Origin of the sequence: Paenibacillus sp. VMFN-D1, assembly GCF_003386155.1 — a bacterium.
Lineage (GTDB): Bacteria > Bacillota > Bacilli > Paenibacillales > Paenibacillaceae > Paenibacillus_AQ > Paenibacillus_AQ favisporus.
Window position 1 is genome coordinate 224,907 of sequence record NZ_QRDU01000002.1, and the last position, 23,831, is coordinate 248,737.

Sequence of the window (23,831 nt, forward strand, 5' to 3'; positions counted from 1 at the left end):
AAGGCTTAAGTCTGAAGAGGCGACTGCGGCCGGTACAAGACTGCAGCGGATAACGCTATGCTGTTGAAGGATGCGGCTGTACAGCCCTGAAAGGCAGCGACCTAAGCTCCACCAACTTCTCACGGCTTCAGCCGGTAGCCGATGCCCCAGACGGTTTCGATCCACTCCTCGCCGGGGCAAGCTTTGGCCAGTTTGCTGCGCAGATTGCTCATATGTACGTTGACGGTATTGTCATCCCCGAGAAACTCCTCGCCCCAGATGCTTTCATACAGATTGGATTTGGAAAATACCTTTTTGGGCGATGCCATGAGCAGATGAAGGATATCGAACTCGCGGGCGGTCAGGGAAATCGGCTCGCCGTCGGCGTGTACGGTTTTGGCTTCCGGGTCGAGCAGCAAATTTTTATGCGAATAGATGACCGGCTTGGCGGAGTTCGCTGCACGATGGACCCGTCTAAGATGCGAGTCGATGCGTGCAGATACTTCCTCGATGTCGAACGGCTTCGTGATATAGTCGTCGGCACCGCCGCGGAGGGCAGCGATCTTTCCGGACTGGTCGCCCTTGGCGGAAATGATCATTACCGGCGGAGCGCCGTGTTCCCGAACTTCTTTCAGTACTTCCTCGCCGGATAAGCCGGGAAGCATCAAATCCAGAAGGACCATGTCCCAGGGCTGCTGCTTCAAATAAATGAGGGCCTCGGTTCCGGAAAAGGCGGGCTGTGCGGTATATCCGCTGCGGCGGACGATGCTGCAGAGCAGGCCGCTGATGTCGTTGTCGTCTTCCACGACCAGAATGTGCGTATTTCCGTTCATTTGACGTTTTCACCTCGGTTACATGCAGTTGAGTTACGAACTATCATACCCGAAGAAACGGCTGTTTCCAATGGTTTTTGCTGTTTCAGGACCGGATCGTGCGGGTCATAGATGGAAGACGCGTCAACCCGCAGGGGTACATGAAAAAAGTTTGAAACTATTGCCAGACGGAGGGAGGGCGAGACTTCGCTCAATACCGCTCGGCTCTTGGCTTCGGGCGGGATCTGCTGCCCCTTTTTCCGATCTGATATGCTCCGCATAATGACCTTCTTCATGGGGAATGGTGATAAAGGTTATGGAAAAGAAGAAAGGCAAGTGTTATAATAAGTCAAAATGAAACATTCAAGCGGATGTTCTTCTAAGCCGCCGGGTTTTTCCGTGCTTTCAAGTGTGCCCGCTTCATGTTAATTTCCCAGAAATACTGAGGAGGATAACCATGACTGACAAGAATCAAGCGATTGACAAGGCCGAGAACGCGACCATCGATAATCTGTCGATTACGACGATCCGTACCCTCGCGATCGATGCGATCGAGAAAGCCAACTCCGGACATCCGGGTATGCCGATGGGCTCTGCACCAATGGGATACCAGCTGTTCGCAAAGACGATGAACCACAATCCGGAGAATCCGACTTGGATTAACCGCGACCGTTTTGTTCTCTCCGCTGGGCACGGCTCTATGCTGCTGTACAGCCTGCTTCACCTGAGCGGATACGATCTTCCAATGGAAGAACTGAAACAATTCCGTCAATGGGGAAGCCTGACTCCAGGTCACCCAGAGTTCGGTCACACAGCTGGCGTTGACGCAACGACAGGTCCTCTTGGACAAGGCGTGGCTATGGCCGTTGGTATGGCAATGGCTGAAGCTCAGCTGGCTGCAACTTACAACAAAGACAACTACAAAGTGGTTGACCACTATACGTACGCGATCTGCGGCGACGGCGACCTGATGGAAGGTATCTCGCATGAGGCTGCTTCTTTGGCGGGCCATCAACAGCTCGGCAAGCTGATCATGCTGTACGATTCCAATGACATTTCCCTCGACGGTAAACTAAACCTGTCCTTCTCCGAAAACGTACAAAAGCGTTTCGAAGCATACGGATGGCAAGTGCTGCGCGTGGAAGACGGCAACGATCTTCCGGCCATCGAGAAAGCCATTGCGGAAGCGCAAGCCGAAACGAGCAAACCGACCCTGATCGAAGTGAAAACCGTCATCGGTTACGGAAGCCCGAACAAACAAGGTAAAGGCGGCCATGGCGGTACTCACGGATCCCCGCTGGGTGCGGAAGAAGCCAAGCTGACCAAAGAATTCTACAAATGGGTATACGAAGAAGACTTCTACGTGCCTGAAGAAGTTCGCGCTCATTTCGCGAAAGTGAAAGAACACGGCGTGAAAGTCAACAAAGAATGGAACGAGCAGTTCGAAGCTTACAAGAAAGCTTATCCTGAACTGGCCGCTCAATTCGAAAAGGCTGTTGCCGGCGACCTTGCTGAAGGATGGGACAAAGACCTTCCGAAGTATTCCGTGGAAGACAAAGCCGTATCGACACGCGTTGCTTCCGGTAACGCCCTGAACGGTCTAACAGGCGGCGTACCACAGCTGCTGGGAGGATCCGCCGACTTGGAAAGCTCCACGATGACTCACCTGAACAACCTGGCCAACTTCACGCCTGACAGCCGCGAAGGCCGCAACATCTACTTCGGCGTACGCGAATTCGCGATGGCTGCAGTGATGAACGGCATGACGCTGCATGGCGGACTGAAAGTATTCGGCGGTACGTTCTTCGTATTTACCGACTACCTGCGTCCGGCGGTTCGTCTGGCTTCGATCATGAAGCTGCCTGTCACTTATGTTCTGACTCATGACAGTATTGCTGTTGGTGAAGACGGTCCTACCCATGAACCGATCGAACAGCTGGCATCGCTGCGCATCATTCCTGGATTGACTGTGATCCGTCCGGCTGACGCCAACGAAACATCGGCTGCCTGGGCTTACACCGTTGAAAATAAAGAGAACCCGGTAGCGCTCGTATTGACGCGCCAAAACCTGCCAATCCTGGCCGCTACGGTTGAGGGTGCACGCGAAGGCATCAAGCGCGGTGCTTATGTAGTAGCTGACGCGAAGAACGGCAAACCTCAAGCGCAAATCATCGCAACGGGTTCCGAAGTACAGCTGGCTGTGAAAGCTGCCGAAGCGCTGTCCAAAGAGGGCATCGAGGTTCGCGTCATCAGCATGCCAAGCTGGGATCTGTTCGAAAAACAAGATCAAGCTTACAAAGATTCCGTCCTGCTGCCTGACGTCAAAGCGCGTCTTGCCATCGAAATGGCTTCGCCATTCGGTTGGGAACGCTATGTCGGCGACAAAGGCGACATTCTCGGCATCTCCATCTTTGGCGCATCCGCTCCTGGCAACCGCGTCATCGAAGAATACGGATTTACGGTGGACAATGTAGTCAGCCGTGTCAAAGGGCTGCTGTAAGGTCATAGCCGTTTAATTCATATTTTGAGTTCAAAAGGAGCAGTGAGCACATGTCGCAGTTCAGCAATGCCACCATCGTCAAAGCAGCCAACGTCTATTATGACGGCCAGGTGACCAGCCGCACCGTCATTCTGGAAGATGGTAGCAAGGTTACGCTCGGAATCATGCTTCCGGGCACGTATGAATTTGGGACGGACGGTCCTGAAATTATGGAGATCCTGTCCGGCCACCTGAAGGTCCTTCTTCCCGGTGAAGAATCCTGGCAAGAAATTCAGGGAGCACACACGTTTCACGTGCCTGCCCATTCCAAATTCGCTCTGGAAGTGTTCAGCGTAACCGATTACTGCTGCTCCTACCCGGCGGAGTAACGAAAAAGGGTAAGTCCGTCATCTGGCGGACTTACCCTTTTCTCTCCGGTAAACTCAATTTTCTGCATAATTTGGAGCCGTTCCATTCAACCTATGGCTGTATATGGAAGGAGCCTGTCCATTATTGCAGCGGCTTGCCGCCGATCGTCTGTCCGATCCATGCTTCATAGCATTTGACGACAGCGGAAAGGTCCTCATCTCCGAAGCCCTGCGTCTGCCCGGCTTGAAACAGGCTTTTTGCCAGATTCAGCATCGGGGACGGTACGCCAGTGGCGTCTGTGAGGGAGGAGGCAAGCTTCAGGTCTTTGAGCATCAGCGCAAGGGAGAACTGGTTGCTGAAGTCGTGGTCGATGATCTTCCGGCCTTTCAGGTCCGCGGCCTTGCTGCCGGCCGAACCGAGCTGCACCAGCTCGAGGAAGCTGTCCGCAGGAATGCCGGATTTGGCGGCGATGGCGAAGCCTTCCGCCAGGGCCAGGTTGTTGATGCCGACCATCGTATTATGGGCAAGCTTGGCAACGGAACCGCTGCCGCTTGGTCCCATATGGATGACCTTCTTGCCCAGCGTATCAAACAGGCCGGATGCGGCTTCCAGCACGGAAGCTTCTCCGCCGACCATAAATACGAGTGTGCCGTCGATGGCTGCCGGCTTGCTGCCGGTAACCGGTGCGTCGAGGAAATAAGCTCCGAGCTTGTGAACCTCGGCGGCCAGCTCTTTGACGAGCCCCGGGGAAATGGTGCTGCTGTCAATGACGGTGGTGCCTTGAGCCAGCGTTTTCAGAATGCCATCTTCGCCGTAAAACACCTCGCGGATGGAATCGTCATTGCTGACCATCGTGATGACCGCATCCTGTCCTGAGGCCGCTTCGGCAGGAGTGGCGGCTTGGGACGCGCCTTCCCGGACAAGCGCTTCGGCCTTGGAAACCGTGCGGTTATAGACGGTTACCTCGTAACCTTGTTTTAACAAATTGGAAGCCATGGGCGCTCCCATGGTGCCCAGTCCGATGAAGCCTATTTTTTTCATGAGAATCACCTTTTCCTGTGAGATATAAGCATTCATTAAGTTTACCATGAGGCCATGCGACAATCCATGGGGGGAGAAGTGAAATTGTGGGTGGATAAGCTTCATATTGTCCTTGCCAAATGCAGTGAAATTACAGTATCCTATTCTAAAGCTGTTTTTTTCGGAGCGTAAATAGAATAGAGATGAAGCCAAACTAGGAGGTTTACATTAGATATGTCTACCAAATTAAATTTCGATTACAGTAAGGCGCTCTCCTTTATCGGTCAGCACGAAGTGGATTATCTGGCAGAGCCGATCCGACTCGCTCACGAGCAGCTTCATAACAAGACAGGCGTAGGTTCTGACTTCTTGGGATGGATCGATCTTCCTACCCAATACGACAAGGAAGAATTTGCACGCATCCAAAAAGCAGCAGCGAAAATCCAAAGCGATTCTGACGTTCTGATCGTCATCGGAATCGGCGGATCTTACCTCGGCGCACGCGCGGCGATTGAAGCTCTGTCCCATTCCTTCTATAATGTATTACCAAAGGACAAGCGCAAGACGCCTGAGATCTATTTCGCCGGCAACAACATCAGCTCCACTTACGTGGCGCATTTGCTCGATCTGATCGAAGGCAAGGACTTCTCCGTGAACGTCATTTCCAAGTCCGGCACAACGACGGAGCCTGCGATTGCATTCCGTATTTTCAAAGCCGAGCTGGAGAAGAAATACGGCAAGGAAGAAGCCCGCAAGCGTATCTATGCAACAACCGACAAGGAAAGAGGAGCCCTCAAGAAGCTCGCGAATGAAGAAGGCTATGAGTCCTTTATCATTCCGGACGACGTGGGCGGAAGATATTCCGTACTGACTGCGGTTGGCTTGCTGCCAATTGCTACTGCCGGAATCAACATCGAAGAGATGATGCAGGGTGCCGCTGACGCTTCCAAGGAATTCAGCAACCCGAACGTGCATGAGAACCTCAGCTACCAATACGCTGCCGTGCGTAACGCACTGTACCGCAAAGGCAAAGCCATCGAGATTCTCGTGAACTACGAGCCTTCTCTTCACTTCGTATCCGAGTGGTGGAAACAGCTGTACGGCGAAAGCGAAGGCAAGGACTACAAAGGCATTTATCCGGCATCCGTCGACTTCTCGACCGATCTGCACTCCATGGGACAATTCGTTCAGGAAGGCAGCCGCAACATTTTCGAAACCGTCATCCAGGTGGACAATGTAGCGAAGCAAATTACGATCGAGAGCGATCCGGACGATTTGGACGGCCTGAACTTCCTGGCTGGCAAAACGATGGATTTCGTCAACAAAAAGGCCTTCCAAGGCACGATGTTGGCACATACAGACGGACAGGTTCCTAACCTGATCGTAACCGTACCGGATATGACTCCGTATTCCTTCGGATATCTGGTGTACTTCTTTGAAAAGGCGTGCGGTATCAGCGGCTATCTGCTTGGGGTCAATCCGTTTGACCAGCCTGGCGTGGAAGCCTATAAGAAGAACATGTTCGCTTTGCTCGGCAAACCGGGCTATGAGGAAGAAAAAGCGAAGCTGGAAGCAAGACTGTCCGAATAAGAATAACATCAGCAACTTTTGAATAGACATACAAAGCTAGGGAAGCAGTTCACCGGTTAATCAACAGCGGGGGACTGCTTTCTTGGCAAATAAGAAAGGGCATGAACATGATTGATCGCTATCGAACCGTCCGGGGGGCGGGATCCAAGGAAATTGTCATTAAGAAGTCCCGTTTTATCGGCCATGTGAAACCGGTGGACAGCGAAGATGATGCAAACGCTTTTATTGAAGAGATCAAGAAGGTGCACTGGAATGCCACGCATAACTGCTCCGCCTACATGATCGGGGAGAGGGATGAAATCCAGAAGCAGTCGGATGACGGGGAGCCGAGCGGAACGGCCGGCAAGCCGATTCTCGAGGTGATCCGCAATCAAGGGTTGAAAAATGTGGCGATCGTCGTGACCCGGTACTTCGGCGGCATCATGCTGGGGGCGGGAGGACTGATCCGGGCATACACGGACGGTGCTGTGGCTGCGATTGAAGCGGGGGAAGCGATCACACGCGTGCTTCACCGCGAGATTTTTGTAGAAATCGACTATACCTGGCTGGGGAAAGTCGAGAACGAGCTCCGGGGCCGTGAGGTCCGAATGGGGGAAATGGTGTTTACGGATAAGGTGCGGCTGACGTGCTTGCCGGAAGACCGCGAAGCGGAGACGTTTATGTCGTGGATGGTGGATTTGACGCAGGGGCAATCCCTGATTACGGAGGGCGAAAAGCTTTATTTTATTGAAGGGGAATAAGGTCTATGGCAAGAAGAGCAGTGGAACAGGAGTTGTCGAGGGAGAGGATTCTGGAAGCGGCCAGGCATTTGTTTGTGACCAAGGGATACCGGGCCATTTCTATGCGCAGTATTGGTCAGCATTTAGGTTACAGTCATGGTTCCTTATACTATCATTTCAAGGAAAAGGCAGAATTGTTCTACGCCATCGTGGTTGAGGATTTCAACAATCTCGCTGTACAGCTGAATAAGGTGCTCAAGGTCGCTCCGACCCAGGACTTGACCAAGGTGGAACAGCTCATGCTGGAGTTCATCCGTTTCGGCCTGGACCATCCTTATCAGTACGAGATCATGTTCATGATCCGGGACGAAGAACTGCTGTCCTACTGCCGTTCTGAGCAGGGGCGCTGCTTCGAATTGTTTGCCTCCATGGTGCGCCGTTATATGAACGAGGAGGAGCACGGCCCCGATCATTGCCGCAATCTGCCGTTAACGTTATTTTTGTCCATGCACGGATTCATATCGTATTACATCCAGGATCGCGTGACTTTTGAGGAGATCAAACCCGCGGCCATCACGCATGTGAAGATATGCTGCCGCAGTCTGCGGTAATTTTTTTAGATACTTACTTTATAACGGTGAATTGGTATTGCGCCAACGTATAAATGCTGTGGCGAGTGTGAGCACAGCTGAAGAAAATAAGGTGAAGGGGAGGGCATGCAGAAATGCCTCACACCCCGACACCTGTTTTGTCATGCCTGCTTTTGGGGATACAGCGGGCTTCCTTATCCCTTCATAATTTTTACATGGTATTGTCTGCGGCGCGGCCCGTCGAACTCGCAAAAATAAATCCCCTGCCAGCGTCCGAGCAGCAGCTCACCTTCCGTAATGATCACGGTCTGCGAAGGTCCGCAGGTGATCGACTTCAAATGGGAAGCCGTGTTGCCCTCGGCGTGGCGATATTTTGGATGCTCCCACGGATACACCTCATCCAAACGCAGCAGCACATCATGCTTCACGTCCGGATCGGCGTTTTCATTAATGGCGATGCCGGCGGTCGTATGCGGGCAGTAAATCAGCACCGTCCCCTCCTTGACCCCGCTCTGATGAACCAGCGAGATAATCTCGCGGGTAATATCCCTCATTTCGTCCCGTGATGCCGTACTTAATTCAAGGGTATGCAGCATGTCGTATGTCTCCTTTCCTAAAGTGTATTTTACCTGATATTGGACATGTCATAAGCCTATGATACAGCTGCTGTGCCGTAAGCACAATGAACGGGCTGGCCTATTCCTCCACAGAATAAAGTGAATCTAGAAGGTAGCTGGAGAGGGAACGGCAATCAGCAGTGTCTCCCCCTCGGCGATATTTTTGTAACTATGCGGCGTTCGGGCATCGTAATAAATGCTGTCGCCTTCTTCAAGCGTGAACCGTTCATTTCCAAGGATGAACTCCAATCGTCCGGTATGGATAAAAAGAAACTCCTCCCCTTCGGGATGGCCAACGCCGACATCCCCTGATGTTGCGCCTTTTTCGAGAACTCCCCAAATCGGTCCCATCTTATTGCCGCTTCCATGACTGAGTGCATACCAAGTTATTCTGGAACCCTCGGAGTGAACGAGAGGTTTTCGTTCGTTTTTTCTGATGACGATGCTTCGTTTCTCCTCGCCAAACAGATCGGTAAAATTCACACCCAGAGCGTTTGCTATACGCTTGAGAACGCTTAGGGATGGATTCACTTTGTCGCGTTCGATTTCACTGAGAAAAGACAAAGAGATGGAGGCCATGGTGGAAACCTCTTTGAGCGTCAATTTTTGTTTTTTCTCGTATTTCGAATGGTATCGCCGATTGAATTCATCTGAAGTCCCCCTCAACTGAAAATTTCGCTGTGAACGTAATTTTTACGTGTATCATATCGGATATTTGCAGTGGTATCAAGCACTTTGAAGCAGAGCGAATTACGCTGTAAAACCGTTGAAATATCAGGGGTTAAGAACTACTATTATATCAAGGTTGATGTTCAGTCTCATACCCGGGTATTTACGAATTCCTTCAACCATTTCCATATTGAGCGAAATTTTTGGGGTGCTTTCAGATCCCATTACAATAGTTGTCTCGAACGATCTACGATTTAGAAAGAAAACCGGAGGATTTCAAATGAACAAAGTCTATAAAGTAGGCGACGCAACCGTAACCCGTGTCACGGAAATGACGCTGAGCGGCGTCCCGCCGGAAGTTTATTTTGCGGGCTCGTGGGACCCGGCGTTTCTGGAAAAGAATCGGAATATCCTGCCTGCCGGGCTAATCGACGGGGATTCTCAACTTGTCGTTAGTATTGGAACTTGGGTCGTGAAGACTCCGGACCATACGATCCTTATTGATACCGCGACGGGAAACGATAAAAATCTTCCGTATAATCCGGAATTGTCCAATCTAAAGCTGCCGTATCTTGATCGTCTCCTGGAGGCAGGGGTTACGGCGGAAGACGTGGACTATGTCCTGTTGACGCATTTGCATGTGGATCATGTCGGCTGGAATACAAGGCTTGCAGGCGGTAAATGGATACCGACGTTCCCGAACGCCACCTATGTATTTCCGCTTTCGGAACAACAATATTACTCCAGCCCGGCCAGCCATAATAAAGAAAACGAACCCAACTTTAACGCATATGAAGAGAGCGTTCTGCCTGTTGTCGAAGCTGGAATGATAAAGACGATCTCTCCCGAGGGGGAGGAGTTCCTCGATATGTTCAAATTTATTCCGACTCCCGGCCATAGCATCGGTCAGATGTCGATCAGCCTTACGTCCGGCGGAGAAGAAGCTTTGTTCGGTGCTGACGTGATGCACCATCCGTTTCAGGTATATCATCCCGAGTGGAATTCCATGTATTGCGAATTCACGGAACAAGCACGCGTTTCCCGGCGCAGGGTATTGGATTATGTCGCGGATCGGCCCATCATTTATTTCAGTACCCATTTTCCGGGGAGTTCTGCGGGGTACGTGACTCGTGACGGCAACGGATTCAAATGGGAATTCATCTAATAAATTTACCTAATCACATTGAAAGGTGCTGACAACATGACGACAAACGATTTTAGGCACGATATACCGATTTTGACCGAAGACCATCGTATCCCCAGCGATACGTCAGGAATCGAACTATATGTACGCAACAAACGTCCGGCTTCCATGAACACATTCACGAACGAGAAAACGATTGTCATGGTTCACGGCGCCACATATCCGATTGGCAGTTTGTATGACGTTGAATTGGATGGCTTCACGTTCTTGGACTATTTGGCAAGTCATGGTTACGACGTGTATGCCGTGGATGTACGCGGCTATGGAGGCTCGACGAGACCCCCTGAGATGGAGCAGCCCGCTGACTCCAACCCTCCGCTGGTTCGCACGGAAACCGGGGTTCGCGACCTGGGCTCGGCGGTAGACTTCGTTTTAAAATATCGGAACTTATCGAAGGTCAACGTTCTGGGAATGTCCTGGGGAGGAACGGTCGCCGGGGCGTATACGAGCCGAAACAACGATAAAGTAAACAAGCTTATTCTTGTTGCGCCTCAGTGGCTGAGCACGAAACCGGTCCCTATCGATACCGGAGGTCCGCTCGGCTCCTATCGTCTCGTCCCGGTCGGAAGCACGAAGGAACGCTGGCTAAGCGCCGCCCCTGAAGATAAACGCGGCGATCTGATTCCGGAAGGCTGGTTCGAACAATGGACCGAAGCGACGTTAGCTTCCGATCCGGGAAGCCAAAGCGACCATCCGGGACAGATTCGGGCGACCAATGGGCCGATTCTGGACATCCGTGAATACTGGACGGCTAACAGAGCTTTTTATGAGCCCAAGGAGATCACGGTGCCTGTCCTTCTTGTTCACGCAGAATGGGACATCGATGTGCCTCTTGATTTGGCGCAAAACTTTTTCACGTCACTGACCGGCGCCGTTTATCGCCGCTGGGTAGAGATTGGGGAAGGAACGCACATGGTACTGCTGGAGAAGAACAGGATGCAGGCTTTTCAAGCGATCCGCGGCTTCCTGGATGAATCGTACATCCCGGCGAAATAACCCGGGTGCAGTGCCCAACGTTTCATATGCCTAAAACGAGGCCTGCGGCATGCTGCCGCAGGCTTTTTTCGTACCCACTTTTTTGAAAGAAGGCGAATCGTTTGCGATCCTATCTGCTTCTATTGTTTTGCGCATCACTCTACGGTAGCAACTTCGTACTGGGCTCGCTTTTGCTGCAAGCATTTCCTGCGCTGCATCTATCGGCCTATCGGCTTGCCGTCTCCTCGGTGTTCCTGCTCGTTTATTTGATTGTGGCCCGCCGATGGGTGCGGGTTTCGCTGCGGGATGCCGTGTATTTAATACCTTATGCTCTAGTGGGAATGCTGCTGCATCAAGTCTCGTTCTTTACGGGGCTGCGCACGGTCGATGCGACGACGGCTTCATTGATATTATCATTATCACCGATTTGTACCGCGCTGTTTGCCCGCTTGTTTCTGAAGGAATCGTTTACGCTTCGGATGACGATGGGGTCGGTCGTCGCCTTTGCCGGTGTCTTCTTTGTTGTGGCGAATGGCGCAGGTTTTATGCTCCGCATCTCGTCCGGGATTGGATGGATGCTGATTTGCATGCTGGCATTTTCAGGGTCTGTCATTCTCATGAAAAAGCTGACAGAGCGCATCGAACCGCTTGTGGCAACGGCCTACTCTACGATGCTGGGGTGTATTGCGGTATTCCCGGTATCGATCTGGAGCGAACCGCATGCTGAGATTCATCCACACTATGGGTGGTGGCTTGTCTTAGTTGGATCCGCGCTGCTTATTCAAGGATTATGCGCCGTCGTCTGGAACGCTCAAATTCGCCGGGTAGGTGCCGCGACCGCGTCCCTGTTTCTAAATTTGCAGCCATTTGTTGCGATGGTGTCAGGCTACTTCATTCTAGGTACGCCAATCAGCTACATGCAAGTTGCGGGTTCGGTGCTGATTATTTGCGGCGTCATCCTGGCAACCTTCCAAAGACGTTCGAAAAGAACTGCGCATGCCGATCAACTCCATATGTCCGTGGTGAAGCGATAACAGAGTGGAGTGCTGGGAATTCCACCGCAGACGGTCTCGATGAGGCAAAGGATCATCACGGTTAGACCTTGACCTTGCTCCGAAACGGGCCGAATGTTTTGGACTGAAAAATGCCGGGCCTGCACTCGTGCAGGCTCTTTTCTTTGCGGCGTAAACGGAGACTGGAAATAAATCTATTTTTGTATTGACGGTGTGAGACAGTTTTTGGTAAAGTACTGATAAGCAAAAACCAAGTAGTCAAATAGGAATAATTTAATCTATAATGGAAATCATCAATCGTCAAGCGCCGACCGGGCCGATTCCCGGAGGCAGGGAGGGGTCAAGTGAATACACTGCTGCGACATAAAGGCTGGACCTGGGGTTTTCGAAGCACCGTTCTTCTTTATTTTGTACTGCTGGTCGTGCTCCCTTTGCTGGGAGTGTATTATCATTCGTTCTCGCTGGGATGGAGCGCTTTTGCGGAAAGCGTGAAAGACCCGATCGCGTGGAAATCCGTGCTCCTTACGCTGAAATTGGCCCTTGTGGCCACGATGATTAACGTTCTGATCGGTACGATGATCGGCTGGGTGATCGTCCGCTACCGTTTTCCGGGCAGATCGCTGCTGAACAGTCTGGTGGATCTCCCGTTTGCCCTGCCGACCGCGGTCGGGGGCCTCATGATTCTGCTTCTGCTCGGACCGGGCAGCCTGATCGGCGGAGCCGCCGAAGCGCTCGGCTTTGAAATCGTGTTCCATCAGCCGGCGATCGTCATCGCCATGGTGTTCGTCACGTTTCCTTTCGTCATCCGCGCGGTGCAGCCGCTGCTGGAGGAGATTGATCCTTCCGAGGAGGAGGCGGCGCGGACGCTGGGGGCTTCGGGCACCAAAATCTTTTTCCAAGTCGTGCTGCCGTCCATGCTGCCGGGCATGCTCAGCGGAGGAATGCTGGCCTTCTCCCGGGCGCTGGCGGAGTTTGGGGCCGTCGTGCTTGTCGCCGGCAACATTCCGGGCCGGACGCTGATCGCCTCCGTGTTTATTTACGGGGAGGTTGAGAGTGACAATACTGCCGGGGCCGCTGCCGTGTCGATTCTGCTGCTGACGCTGTCTTTTGTCATACTCTGGGTCGTGAATTTTGTGCAGACGAAGGGGAAGAGAGCATGAAAAAACTGTGGATTACGCTGACATACCTGGTCTTTTTCCTGCTGCTGATCGCTCCCCTCGGCAAAATGGTCATGGGTGCCTTCGAAGGTGGTTTGGGCGGTCTGGGCGATGCCCTGGCAAGGCCTGAGGCGCTGCACGCCCTGATGATGACCGGGCTTATCGTCGTCACCGTGACGGTGCTGAACACGCTGCTCGGCATGATGATGGCTATCTATCTCGTTCGCGGCAGCTGGATGAGCGGCGGGCTCCGGCGGTTTCTGAACAGCATCGTCGACCTGCCGTATGCGGTGTCCCCCGTGATTGGGGGGCTGATGATCGTGCTCCTGCTGGGGCCGGGAAGCGCGGTGGGGGCCTTTTTCGAAGATATTGGCTTTAAGATCGTGTATGCCTTTCCGGGGATGGTCATTGCTACGCTGTTCGTCACTTTTCCGCTCATGGTGCGCGAGGTGATGCCAGTGCTGCAGGAAATCGGGGCTCAGCAGGAAGAAGCCGCCTCGACGCTGGGGGCCTACGGCTGGACGACGTTCTGGAAGGTAACCTGGCCATCGATCCGCTGGGCGGTCATTTACGGCATCGTGCTGACGGTGGCTCGCTCGCTGGGCGAGTTCGGGGCGGTGCTCGTCGTATCGGGTAATATCATTAACAGGACCCAAACGGCGACGACGCTAGTATACCAGGACGTGGAAAATTTCAATGTCATTTCGGCCAACAGCGTTGCGCTGGTTCTGGCTGCTTTTTCGGTAAGTCTGCTCCTCCTGATGGAATGGGCCAAAAAAAGAAGGGAAGTGCGCTGATATGCATGTGGAAGTTCGCGGATTGAACAAGCATTTTGGTGATTTTCATGCCGTAAAGGATGTGCATTTTGGGATTGAAAAGGGCCACCTGATCGGTCTGCTCGGGCCGAGCGGCGGCGGCAAAACGTCGATTCTGCGGATGCTTGCGGGGCTGGAGACGCCGGACAGCGGGGAAATCCGCTTCCACGGAGAGCTGGTCAACGCGCTTCCGCCGCAGGAGCGGGGCATTGGCTTTGTGTTTCAAAACTACGCGCTGTTTAAGCATATGACGGTGTTCGACAATATTGCTTTTGGCCTGAAAGTGAAGAAAACGCCGAAGTCGCAGATCAAGGACCGGGTTATGGAGCTGGTCGAGCTGACCGGGCTGGCGGGCTTTGAGAAGCGTTACCCGCAGCAGCTCTCCGGCGGGCAGCGTCAGCGGGTCGCTTTTGCCCGGGCGCTCGCGCCGGAACCGCAGCTGCTGCTGCTGGATGAGCCGTTTGCGGCGATCGACGCCAAGATCCGGCAGGAGCTCCGCTCTTGGCTCAGGGAACTGATCGAGCGGGTGGGCATCACGTCGATCTTCGTGACGCATGACCAGGACGAGGCGATCGAAGTAGCCGACGAAATTATGATCATTAATCAGGGACGCCTGGAACAAAAGGGCACCCCGTGGGATATTTACAAGGAGCCGAAGACGCCGTTCGTCGCGACCTTTATCGGGGAGTCCACCGTGGTGGAGAATGCCCGCGAGCTGAAAGGTTTCGAGGAAGCTGCCGGGGGCAGCGGCACCCGGGCGCTCATCCGGCCGGAGTACATTGAAGTCGGCGGGCCCGACGAATTCCGGGTGTTGTCCGCGACGGAGGAAGGCATCGTGCGCCATCTGCATTTCCGCGGCAGCGAATGGATGGTGGAGGTCGAAGTCGGCAGCCACAAGCTGATGACGTACCGCTCGCTGGAGAAGGATACGCTGCAGCCGGGTCAGCCGGTACGGGTGCTGGTGCACCGCGCGTACCTGTTCAACGACGAGCGCAGCTGGATCGAAGAAAACCGGCTTAAGGTCGACCCGATGCCGGTCATTATTTAAAGGGATCCGAGTAACGCTTCTTTGAAATCTCATATTGGACCTCGGAAAATACTTACTCTTAGCACGGGTAATTCCGTAATTTAGAGATGACACAGCAATACCGCTTCTGTGAACATCATCCGTATTACAACTCCAGCCTGCCCTCCGGCAGGCTGATGCGGCAAACACGGCAAGTTTCAGCCTAAAGGAGTGGCAGACGATGCGAAAGCAGACGATGCAAAATCACGATAGAAAGCCGGCACTCCGCCCGGGTCTTCTCGGCGCTCTGCTGCTGGCCTGCATTCTCGTCTTTACCGGCTGCAGCAAGGATGCGCCGGTGAATGGCTCCGTATCGGCAGCGGGCGGCGACGTCACCCTGGTGATCGGCGCGTACAGCGTGGCGAAGGATGCGATGGCCGACATCCTGCCGAAGTTTCAGCAGGAGTGGAAGGAGAAGACCGGACAGACCGTCAAATTCCAGGAGTCCTATGAGGCGTCAGGAACCCAGGCGCGGGCGATTGCCGGCGGCTTTGAGGCCGACGTCACGCTGCTCGCGATGGAGGGAGACGTCGATAAGCTCGTCAGCGCGGGGCTCATCGATAAAGACTGGAAGACGAAACATCCGGATCAAGGCATGGTCACCCGGTCCATCGTCGTGCTGGGCACGCGGGAAGGGAACCCGCTCGGGATCAAGGATTTTCAGGACCTGACCAAGCCGGGGGTCAAAGTGCTGTACCCCAACCCGAAGACTTCGGGCGGGGCGCAGTGGGACATCAATGCCATTTACGGCGCAGGTCTGAAAGCTTCGGAGCAGCAGGGACACAAGGATCCGGCCGCGGCCAAAGCTTTCCTGGAGCAGGTCCACAAGAACGTGGAGTCGCTCGACAAGAGCGGCCGGGCGTCCATGGCGGCGTTCGAGTACGGCGTGGGCGACGTCATCGTCACGTACGAGAATGAGCTCCTGGCGCGAATTCAGCAGGGCGTCAAATACGACGTCGTCATTCCGGAGAACACGATTCTGATCGAGAATCCGGCCGCCGTCGTTGACGCTTTTGCCAAGAAGCACGGCACCACCAAGGTGGCCGAAGCATTCGTGAAGTACCTGTGGAGCAAAGAAGCGCAGGAAATCTTCGCCGCACACGGCTTCCGGCCCGTCGACGACGAGGTGCTGAAGGCCAACGCGGCCAAGTACCCGGTGCCGAAAGGGCTGTTCGATATCAACTACCTCGGCGGCTGGGACGAGGTGCGCAGCACGCTCTACTCCAAGCGGGGTGTGTGGTACCAGGTGCTGGCGGGGATTTGAGTGTAGAAATCGGAACAGGGTTTAAGCAGGCGACCGCTTGGCGGGGCCTGCTTTTTTGTGCTTGGCGGCAAGAATGGCCAGTAGGCGGACAAAAGTACACCCCCCACCCTGCAAAAAAAAGCCCGGCCATCAGCCGGGCATTTCGACGTTCATCTCCTGCTGCTGGTGCCTGCGGCTGAGCGAAGGCAGGACGGCGAGGTAATAGACGCTGACGATAAAGATGCTGGCCGCCAGGATCCAGTACAGTGCGGTGACGGATACCAGGCCGGGGAAGGCGACGGCCAGAAATCCGAGCGCGATCGCCTGGCCGGTCGTGTTGAGCGGCTCGATCCAGGCGCTGACGCGGCCCATGCTTTGGGGCTCGACGAGCTCCGGCAGCCATCCGCCCAGCACGACGTTGATCGGAGCGAGGATCACACCGAGCAGCACCATCGTGCCCAGGTACAGCTGAATGTGATGGAAACCGCCGGCGACCAGCGTAATGATGCCGATGAGGAACAACCCGGTGATCAGCACGCCGACTTTACCGATCTTTTTGATAAGCAGGGTGCTGATTGCGCTGCCCACCAGGTAGCCGATCCCGAGGAATACCATGACTAAAGGTGTGTACACCTCGTAGTGCTCCGGACTAAGCTTGTATTTCATCGTAAAGAGGGGCAGGATCGAAAACACGCCGTTGACGATGCCGAAGAAGAAAAAGCCGAGAATAATCGCCAGCAGCAGACGCGAACGGACGATGTATTGAAAGCCCATGCCGAAGTCGGCGGCGATGCTTTTCAGATTCAGGTCTTTCAAGCGTACTTTGCCGTTGGGCTGGGAGACATGCTGCGGGAAACGGCATGACATGAGAAGCAGGGCGGAGATGACGAAGCTGGCCATGTCGATCAGAATGGCGCCTTCAATGCCGAGGTAATAGTAAGCTGCCGAGCCGAGACTCATGCCGAAGAGCATGAATACGCCCGAGATGGACATGTTCAGGCTGGAGGCCTGTACGTATTGTTCGGGTTTCATGACCCCCTGGAGCAGGCTCATTTCGGCGGGTGCAAAAAACTTCGAGATGGCGCTGCGCAGAAATAGAAGGGCAAACGCGCCGACGATCCAGTTTTCATAAATCGCGAGCAGCAGAACCAGGGAGAGGGCCGCGCGGATCCAGTCGCTGTTGACGGCGATACGTTTGCGGTCGAGTCGGTCGGCAAGCACGCCGACGAACAGGAACACGACCAGCGTCGGCAGAGAATACATCAGCTCGGCTAACGTGGCGTAAGCGGGCTGGCTGCTGAAGCGGTCGACGAGATAAAAGGCGAAAGCCATGCTGCCAACCATCGAGCCAAGCTGGGATGCGAAGTTGGCCAAAAACATTTTAACAAATGTGGCATTGCGGAAAAGCTCCATGCGGGTGACCTCGTTTCTTCTAAATTTTACGGTACAAATATGGCGAACTTGGAGTGGTAGATGGACTTCACCCAGGCACCGGGCACCCGCATTATGCGGTTCATCCGATCATCTGTGTCCGGCTTGCGCCGGTCAGGGGCAGTTTTAACAGCGGTGCCTGATGCGTCCGTCGTTCGCAGCTTTGATCTCAGTGTACTCGAATAAGCGGCCGGAAAAAATCGCCGCTGGTATGATTTTGCAGTCGGTCTCTGGACCGAGAACTCTCAGAAAGGCGAATATGGTATCATATTATAGATTGAACTCAAGTTTTGAATTGAACCCCCTGTTGTAACAGCTTATCCAAGCCCTTCAACATGAATTTCTTGAGTTCATTCTATATAGCTGTAACGAACCAGGAATATAACCATCACTCTACATACATAGGAAAAATAAGGAGATGACCGACGCAATGGACGCATTGATCTTTTTGGGAACCGGGGACGCGATGGGCGTCCCGCGCGTATACTGCAGCTGCGAAGTGTGCGAAGAGGCCCGGACGACGGGGATGAACCGCCGCTTGCGTTCTTCGGTGCTCGTCCAAGGGCAGGAGGAGGGAGACAGCTTCCTCATCGATTGCGGGCCGGATTGGCGCAGCCAGATGGAAGCGATCGGGCAGCGGGCGACGGCGCGGGTGCTGGTGACGCATGCGCATTTTGACCATATCGGCGGTCTGCCGGAGTGGGCGGATGAATGCCGCTGGCGGCAGGCCAAAGGGGAGCTGTATGCCCCGCAGGAGGTGCTGGACCAAATTCAGCGGCAGTTTCCGTGGATCCACCGGCAGCTTCAAATGATTCCCGCGGATGCTGGAATCGAGCTTGGCGGCTGGAACATCACCACGTGGAAGGTGACGCATGGGGCGAACGGTTATGCCTATGCATACCGGCTGGAGAAACCGGGCTTCCGCTGGGTGTACTGCTCGGACTCGATCGGTCTGAACGAGGAGGAGAAACGGCCGCTGCACGTCCTGGATCTGCTGGTGCTCGGGACGAGCTTTTTTCATGAGACGGCGCCTTATCCCACCCGGTCCGTGTACGATATGAAGGAAGCGGCAGAGCTGCTGCAGGAGGTGAAGCCGCTGCGAACGGTCTACACCCATATGTCGCATGATATCGACCTGAACCGGTCTTATCCGCTCCCTCCGCAGGTGACACTGGCCGTGGCCGGAATGAAGGTTGAGCTGGGCTGACCGCTAAGGGAAAAAGGAGGTTCGTATCCATGGCAAATGTCAGCGGATGGAATGGCAGCGAATTGGACGGATGGGAACCCGGCGGATTATTTCCCGAAAAGCTGATGCTGGCGGACTGCCGTCCGGAGGTGAGCGCCTACTATTTTAAAGAGTGGAACGGTTTTGACATGGCGCTGCATACCCATGACTCCTCCGAAATCATGTACGTCATAGACGGGAACTGCTCAGTCGGGGTGAAGCCGTTTGGCGAAAACGAAGCGGTTGTGCATCTGACCAAGGGTGGCTTTATCCTGCTGGACGGAACCGTTCCCCATCGTCTGCTGGTGACGGGGACCTGCCGGATGCTCAACATCGAATTCCGCTTTGTCGAGCGGGATGGGGTGCTGCCGTCGACGAAACAGCTGGCCGAGGGAGAGGAGGCGCTGGCGGCGCTGTTCCGGAACCCGGCTCCCTATGTCGTGCTTAGGGAATTTCATGACGTGCATCAGCTGCTGAAAAATCTTGTTCTGGAGCTGGACGCCGCCGAATCCGGACAGGAGCTGATGCCGCAGCTGATGCTCGCCGAGCTGCTGATCCGGATTGCCCGGCTGCATCAGGAATATGTGGAGGCCGGTCCCGATACGCAGAGTATGTACGTGCGGCAGTGCATCGAATACCTGTATCAAAACTATGACCGCAGCATCCAGGTAAAAGACGCTGCCGAGCATGTCCGGCTTCACCCTGGGTATTTGCAGCGGGTATTCAAGCAGAAGACAGGCATGTCGATCATGGAATACCTGAACGCCTACCGGATGGACAAAACGGCAATGCTCCTGCGGCAGACGGAAATTCCTGTGGCGGATATCGCGGATTATGTGGGGATCGGCAGCCGCCAGTATCTCCATCTGATGTTCAAAAAGCATACCGGCCAGACGCCGGTCGAGTACCGGAAGGCTTCCCGGATCGCAGGGTACGTGGATTCCCGGGACGTGCAGTAATCCAAATCCAAAAAGTGAGAATTGTTGACACTTTTCAGGCAAAGAGGTCATGAATTTGATAACGTTTTCCCAGAAAGGGTTGCTACAATACCTGTATCAGGGTGAACCTGGCGACTATTCTTGAGGGAGGCGGTTTTTGCCGTGTCATTTAAAATTGCTTTTATCGGGGCGGGAAGTATTGGCTTTACCCGCGGACTGCTGCGTGACCTGTTGTCCGTTCCGGAATTTCATAACGTGGAAGTTGCTTTTACGGACATCAATCCGCATAACCTGGACATGGTAACCGAGTTGTGCCAGCGGGACATTCGGGAGAACGGGCTGGACATTAACATTCACGCGACAACGAACCGCCGTGAGGCGCTGAAGGATGCCAAATACGTCATCTGTACGATCCGCGTTGGCGGCTTGGAGGCGTTCGCGACGGATGTGGACATTCCGCTGAAATACGGCGTCGATCAATGTGTGGGCGACACGCTGTGCGCAGGCGGCATCATGTACGGACAGCGCGGCATCGCCGAGATGCTGAACATCTGTAAGGATATCCGCGAAATGGCGTCCAAGGACGTGCTGCTGCTGAACTACGCCAATCCGATGGCGATGCTCACGTGGGCCTGCAACAAGTACGGCGGAGTCCGCACGGTCGGACTGTGCCATGGGGTTCAGGGCGGCCACTGGCAGATTGCGGAAGCTTTTGGTCTGAAACAGGAGGAAGTGGATATCATCTGCGCGGGCATCAACCATCAGACGTGGTATGTCCAGATCCGCCATAACGGAGAGGACCTGACTGGTAAGCTGCTGGAAGCGTTCGAGAAGCATCCGGATTTCAGCCGGACGGAAAAGGTACGGATCGACATGCTGCGCCGCTTCGGCTATTACAGTACGGAATCGAACGGACATCTCAGTGAGTATGTTCCGTGGTACCGCAAGCGGGCGGACGAAATCAACGACTGGATCGACCTCGGCAGCTGGATCAACGGGGAGACCGGAGGATACCTTCGCGTCTGCACGGAAGGGCGCAACTGGTTTGAGACCGATTTTCCCAACTGGATGAAGGAGAAGCCGTTCGAATACAAGCAGGACCAGCGCAGCCATGAGCACGGATCCTACATCATCGAAGGCTTGGAGACGGGACGGGTGTACCGGGGGCATTTCAACGTGGTCAACAACGGAGTGATCACCAATCTGCCGGATGACGCGATCATCGAAGCTCCGGGATACGTCGACCGCAACGGCATCTCCATGCCGGTGGTCGGGGATCTGCCGCTCGGACCGGCGGCGGTCTGCAATGTGAGCATTTCCGTGCAGCGGCTGGCGGTGGAAGCGGCCGTGCACGGCGACGACAAGCTGCTTCGCCAGGCGTTCATGATGGACCCGCTGGTCGGCGCGGTGTGCAATCCGAACGAAATTTGGCAGATGGTCGATGAAATGCTCGTGGCGCAGGAGCAGTGGCTGCCGCAATACGGGGATGCCATCGCCGAGGCGTCGGTACGGCTGGCTTCCGGCAACCTGATTCCGACCCGGGAAGGATACCGCGGCGCGGCACGCCTCAAGGTGAAGACCGTGGAGGAAATGCAGCAGGACCGGGAAGCCGCCAACAAAAATGCCGGCGAGTCGGATAAAGGCAAGGACCGGGCCAAAGCGGTTCAGTAAACGGTAAACCAGCAGCCGGGAAATATCAGCCGGCAAACAAAAAAGACAGCTTGCGAATTAGGATTGGTGATCCTGATTCGCGGCTGTCTTTTGTAAATCTTGCGTATCGCTAAATATTCGACCGAATTATACGTTCAGCACGAACTTCTCAATAGCGGCCTTCACACCTTCGTCGTTGTTGCTTAACGTTACGTAGTTCGCAATGTCTTTCAGCGCCGGGATGGCGTTGCCCATCGCAATGCCCAGGCCTGCCGCTTCCAGCATCTCATGATCGTTCCAGGAATCGCCGATGGCGATCGTCTCGGACATGTCGCAGCCAAAGTGGCTGGCGAGGAAGGTGAGGGCATGGCCTTTGGTGCCTTCGCGGTGCATGATTTCGAGGAAGTGCGGCTTCGATTTGGTGATGTGCACTTCGTCTCCCAGCAGGTCGCGCAGAATCGGGATCAGCTGATCCAGGTAGTCCGGATCGTCGATGATGAGCATCTTCGGCGTCTTCTGGGCGATCAGCTTTTCAAAATCCGGCTCGATATAGTAAGGCGTGCGGTTGAGTTCGCTGTAATCCTTCAGCTTCTGGTTCTCTTCACGGGCGTAAAGCTTGTCGTCGATATAAACCTGCAGGTGAAGGTTATGCTCGATGCAGTATTGGAACAGCTTGTATCCCGCATCCTTTGGCACGTAGCGCTCGTAAAGCACTTTTTCGTCCATCAGGTTTTTGACCAGTGCCCCTTGGTACGTAATGATCGGTACGTTCAGCCCGGTTTGGCGGGCAATGGCCTGAGCGGAGGCATAGGCCCGGCCCGTGGCCAGCGTGACGACTACGTCTTTGGCGACCGCCTGCTCCAGCGCCTGCTGGGTGCCCGGGGTCACCTCTTTATCGTCGTTAATCAGAGTATCGTCGATGTCGATCGCGATCAATTTGTACATGGTTCTCTCTCCTTTAATCATGGCGAACCTTTCATCCTTTAAATGCGCTGAACAGCTCGTCCATGTTCTCTCTACCGCAGGAAGGGTATTTATCTAAACGTTCCTGCACAGTATGGCTCTTATCTAGATAATAGAATCTATCGTTTTCAGCGAAGCTGAAGCATTCTATTATCGCAAGAAAAGTTTCCACTAAAAGCGGTCTGTCTTCTGTGAAAGTACTTCGATCATACTTTTCTTTAGAGATCAGAAAGTCCAACCTCTATTGGGAAAAGCATCTTGATCTCGCAAGAAAAGTTTCCACTAAAAGCGGTCTGTCTTCTGTGGATTACATCGATCATACTTTTCTTATTGTACCTCACGCGGGGCAGATTTCAATTCCGCGAGGATCATTCCGGCAAAAATACAAATACATCCCAGTCCCGCCGCGGCGCCGAGCACCTCTCCGCCGAAGGTGACGCCCGTCAATGCCGCAAAGACCGGTTCCATGGCAAAAATGACGGCAACCCGCGACGGGTTCGTATATTTCTGGCACACGGTCTGGATCCAAAAGGCGAACGCGCTGGTCGGACCGATCGACACCAGGAGCGCCCAGATCACTTCCGGCTTCAGCAGACGATCCGCCACCTGCGTCAACGGGCCCACATCCTCAAATAACAACGAGGAGAGGAGGCTGAGCAGCCCGACGACCGCCATCTGCATCGCAGCCAGGGGCAGCGCGGAATAGCGGGGCGCAAACACGCCCGTATACGCCACATGCAGAGCGAACGCCACCGCGCACAGGAAGATGAGAAAGTCGCCTTTGTTCAGCGTAAGGGCGGTGCCGGCGAAAGCCAGCAGGTATAAGCCAGCGGCGGCCAGCAGCGCGCTGATCCACGTATAGCGGGAAATGGGGCTTTTCAGCAGCAGGAGCGCCAAAAACGGAACAAACACGACGGACAAGCCGGTAATAAAACCGGCGTTCGAAGTGGTCGTGTACAGCAGTCCCACCGTTTGAAAGGCATAGCCCAGAAACAAAAAAAGGCCCAGCAGGCACGAGTGGAGCAGCATTTTGCCGGAAATATCCCGCCACTGGCTGCGGTAGAAAAACGTAATGATCAGGGCCAGCAGCACCGCCGCACCCAAGAAGCGGATGCCGTTGAAGGCAAGGGGAGGCAGGACCCGGACCGCATGCTGCACGATCAAAAAGGTACATCCCCACATCATCGCCACGATGAGCAGGCTGAGGTCGGCAATACGGGAGCGGTTCAAATGAAGTCATTCCTTTCACGGTTCGTACGATCGGCCTGTGCAAAACAGGCAAGCGACCAAATTGTAACGTAAAACCG

General features: G+C 54.3%; 22 protein-coding genes. 15 read left to right on the plus strand and 7 right to left on the minus strand.

Annotated features, from left to right (window positions below):
• Positions 1–119: 119 nt before the first annotated feature.
• Positions 120–812: a response regulator transcription factor gene (locus C7820_RS16285; protein WP_116231947.1), complete on the minus strand. Its 693-nt coding sequence runs from the start codon at positions 810–812 to the stop codon at positions 120–122.
• Between the two features lie 436 nt (positions 813–1,248).
• Here C7820_RS16285 and tkt point away from each other — a divergent pair, with 436 nt between their 5' ends.
• Positions 1,249–3,291, plus strand: a complete 2,043-nt coding sequence (tkt, locus tag C7820_RS16290) for a transketolase (protein ID WP_116231948.1) — start codon at positions 1,249–1,251, stop codon at positions 3,289–3,291.
• Between the two features lie 50 nt (positions 3,292–3,341).
• The gene (ppnP, locus tag C7820_RS16295; RefSeq protein ID WP_076173446.1) at positions 3,342–3,659 is read left to right on the plus strand and encodes a pyrimidine/purine nucleoside phosphorylase; all 318 of its coding nucleotides are present in this window, start codon (positions 3,342–3,344) and stop codon (positions 3,657–3,659) included.
• Positions 3,660–3,780: 121 nt separating this feature from the next.
• Here the strand turns inward: ppnP and C7820_RS16300 are convergent, their stop codons facing one another.
• Positions 3,781–4,680 carry an NAD(P)-dependent oxidoreductase gene (locus C7820_RS16300; RefSeq protein WP_116231949.1) on the minus strand — a complete coding sequence of 300 codons (900 nt, stop codon included), beginning with the start codon at positions 4,678–4,680 and terminating at the stop codon, positions 3,781–3,783.
• A 213-nt stretch (positions 4,681–4,893) separates the two neighbouring features.
• On the opposite strand from C7820_RS16300, the gene C7820_RS16305 reads away from it, so the two are divergent.
• The 3 genes from C7820_RS16305 (at position 4,894) to C7820_RS16315 (ending at position 7,579) form a co-directional block, all read left to right on the plus strand.
• Positions 4,894–6,249 carry a glucose-6-phosphate isomerase gene (locus C7820_RS16305; protein ID WP_116231950.1) on the plus strand — a complete coding sequence of 452 codons (1,356 nt, stop codon included), beginning with the start codon at positions 4,894–4,896 and terminating at the stop codon, positions 6,247–6,249.
• 107 nt (positions 6,250–6,356) lie between these two features.
• Positions 6,357–6,989 (plus strand): YigZ family protein, encoded by a 633-nt coding sequence (locus C7820_RS16310; protein ID WP_116231951.1) that lies wholly within the window; start codon positions 6,357–6,359, stop codon positions 6,987–6,989.
• 5 nt (positions 6,990–6,994) lie between these two features.
• On the plus strand, positions 6,995–7,579 hold the full coding sequence (locus C7820_RS16315) for a TetR/AcrR family transcriptional regulator (protein ID WP_076173442.1): 585 nt from the start codon (positions 6,995–6,997) through the stop codon (positions 7,577–7,579).
• 173 nt (positions 7,580–7,752) lie between these two features.
• Here the strand turns inward: C7820_RS16315 and C7820_RS16320 are convergent, their stop codons facing one another.
• Together C7820_RS16320 and C7820_RS16325 are read right to left on the minus strand one after the other, a co-directional pair.
• Positions 7,753–8,154, minus strand: coding sequence for a secondary thiamine-phosphate synthase enzyme YjbQ (locus C7820_RS16320; protein WP_116231952.1), 402 nt, complete (start codon positions 8,152–8,154; stop codon positions 7,753–7,755).
• A 126-nt stretch (positions 8,155–8,280) separates the two neighbouring features.
• A complete protein-coding gene (locus C7820_RS16325) occupies positions 8,281–8,754 on the minus strand; it encodes a helix-turn-helix domain-containing protein (RefSeq protein ID WP_258875280.1) in 474 nt (157 codons plus the stop codon).
• 370 nt (positions 8,755–9,124) lie between these two features.
• On the opposite strand from C7820_RS16325, the gene C7820_RS16330 reads away from it, so the two are divergent.
• The 7 genes from C7820_RS16330 (at position 9,125) to C7820_RS16360 (ending at position 16,338) form a co-directional block, all read left to right on the plus strand.
• Complete coding sequence (locus tag C7820_RS16330) at positions 9,125–10,009, plus strand: MBL fold metallo-hydrolase (RefSeq protein WP_116231953.1); 885 nt, start codon at positions 9,125–9,127, stop codon at positions 10,007–10,009.
• 36 nt (positions 10,010–10,045) lie between these two features.
• Positions 10,046–11,044, plus strand: coding sequence for an alpha/beta hydrolase (locus C7820_RS16335; protein WP_116231954.1), 999 nt, complete (start codon positions 10,046–10,048; stop codon positions 11,042–11,044).
• A 101-nt stretch (positions 11,045–11,145) separates the two neighbouring features.
• A complete protein-coding gene (locus C7820_RS16340; protein ID WP_116231955.1) occupies positions 11,146–12,057 on the plus strand; it encodes a DMT family transporter in 912 nt (303 codons plus the stop codon).
• Positions 12,058–12,380: 323 nt separating this feature from the next.
• Positions 12,381–13,196 (plus strand): sulfate ABC transporter permease subunit CysT, encoded by an 816-nt coding sequence (gene cysT, locus C7820_RS16345; protein WP_076173436.1) that lies wholly within the window; start codon positions 12,381–12,383, stop codon positions 13,194–13,196.
• Entirely contained in the window at positions 13,193–13,990 is a 798-nt protein-coding gene (locus C7820_RS16350) for a sulfate ABC transporter permease subunit (protein ID WP_116231956.1), read from the plus strand. Before cysT ends, C7820_RS16350 begins: the two co-directional genes overlap by 4 nt.
• A gap of 1 nt (position 13,991) precedes the next feature.
• Positions 13,992–15,056: a sulfate/molybdate ABC transporter ATP-binding protein gene (locus tag C7820_RS16355; RefSeq protein ID WP_076173434.1), complete on the plus strand. Its 1,065-nt coding sequence runs from the start codon at positions 13,992–13,994 to the stop codon at positions 15,054–15,056.
• Positions 15,057–15,270: 214 nt separating this feature from the next.
• Positions 15,271–16,338: a sulfate ABC transporter substrate-binding protein gene (locus C7820_RS16360; protein WP_116232644.1), complete on the plus strand. Its 1,068-nt coding sequence runs from the start codon at positions 15,271–15,273 to the stop codon at positions 16,336–16,338.
• 129 nt (positions 16,339–16,467) lie between these two features.
• Here the strand turns inward: C7820_RS16360 and C7820_RS16365 are convergent, their stop codons facing one another.
• Positions 16,468–17,730 (minus strand): MFS transporter, encoded by a 1,263-nt coding sequence (locus C7820_RS16365; protein ID WP_116231957.1) that lies wholly within the window; start codon positions 17,728–17,730, stop codon positions 16,468–16,470.
• 448 nt (positions 17,731–18,178) lie between these two features.
• On the opposite strand from C7820_RS16365, the gene C7820_RS16370 reads away from it, so the two are divergent.
• The 3 genes from C7820_RS16370 (at position 18,179) to melA (ending at position 21,582) form a co-directional block, all read left to right on the plus strand.
• The gene (locus C7820_RS16370) at positions 18,179–18,955 is read left to right on the plus strand and encodes an MBL fold metallo-hydrolase (RefSeq protein WP_116231958.1); all 777 of its coding nucleotides are present in this window, start codon (positions 18,179–18,181) and stop codon (positions 18,953–18,955) included.
• 29 nt (positions 18,956–18,984) lie between these two features.
• Entirely contained in the window at positions 18,985–19,932 is a 948-nt protein-coding gene (locus C7820_RS16375; protein WP_309545760.1) for an AraC family transcriptional regulator, read from the plus strand.
• A 141-nt stretch (positions 19,933–20,073) separates the two neighbouring features.
• A complete protein-coding gene (gene melA, locus C7820_RS16380) occupies positions 20,074–21,582 on the plus strand; it encodes an alpha-glucosidase/alpha-galactosidase (protein ID WP_116231959.1) in 1,509 nt (502 codons plus the stop codon).
• A gap of 126 nt (positions 21,583–21,708) precedes the next feature.
• Here the strand turns inward: melA and C7820_RS16385 are convergent, their stop codons facing one another.
• Positions 21,709–22,506: a Cof-type HAD-IIB family hydrolase gene (locus tag C7820_RS16385; protein WP_116231960.1), complete on the minus strand. Its 798-nt coding sequence runs from the start codon at positions 22,504–22,506 to the stop codon at positions 21,709–21,711.
• 345 nt (positions 22,507–22,851) lie between these two features.
• Positions 22,852–23,754 carry a DMT family transporter gene (locus C7820_RS16390; protein WP_076173428.1) on the minus strand — a complete coding sequence of 301 codons (903 nt, stop codon included), beginning with the start codon at positions 23,752–23,754 and terminating at the stop codon, positions 22,852–22,854.
• Between the last annotated feature and the right edge of the window lie 77 nt (positions 23,755–23,831).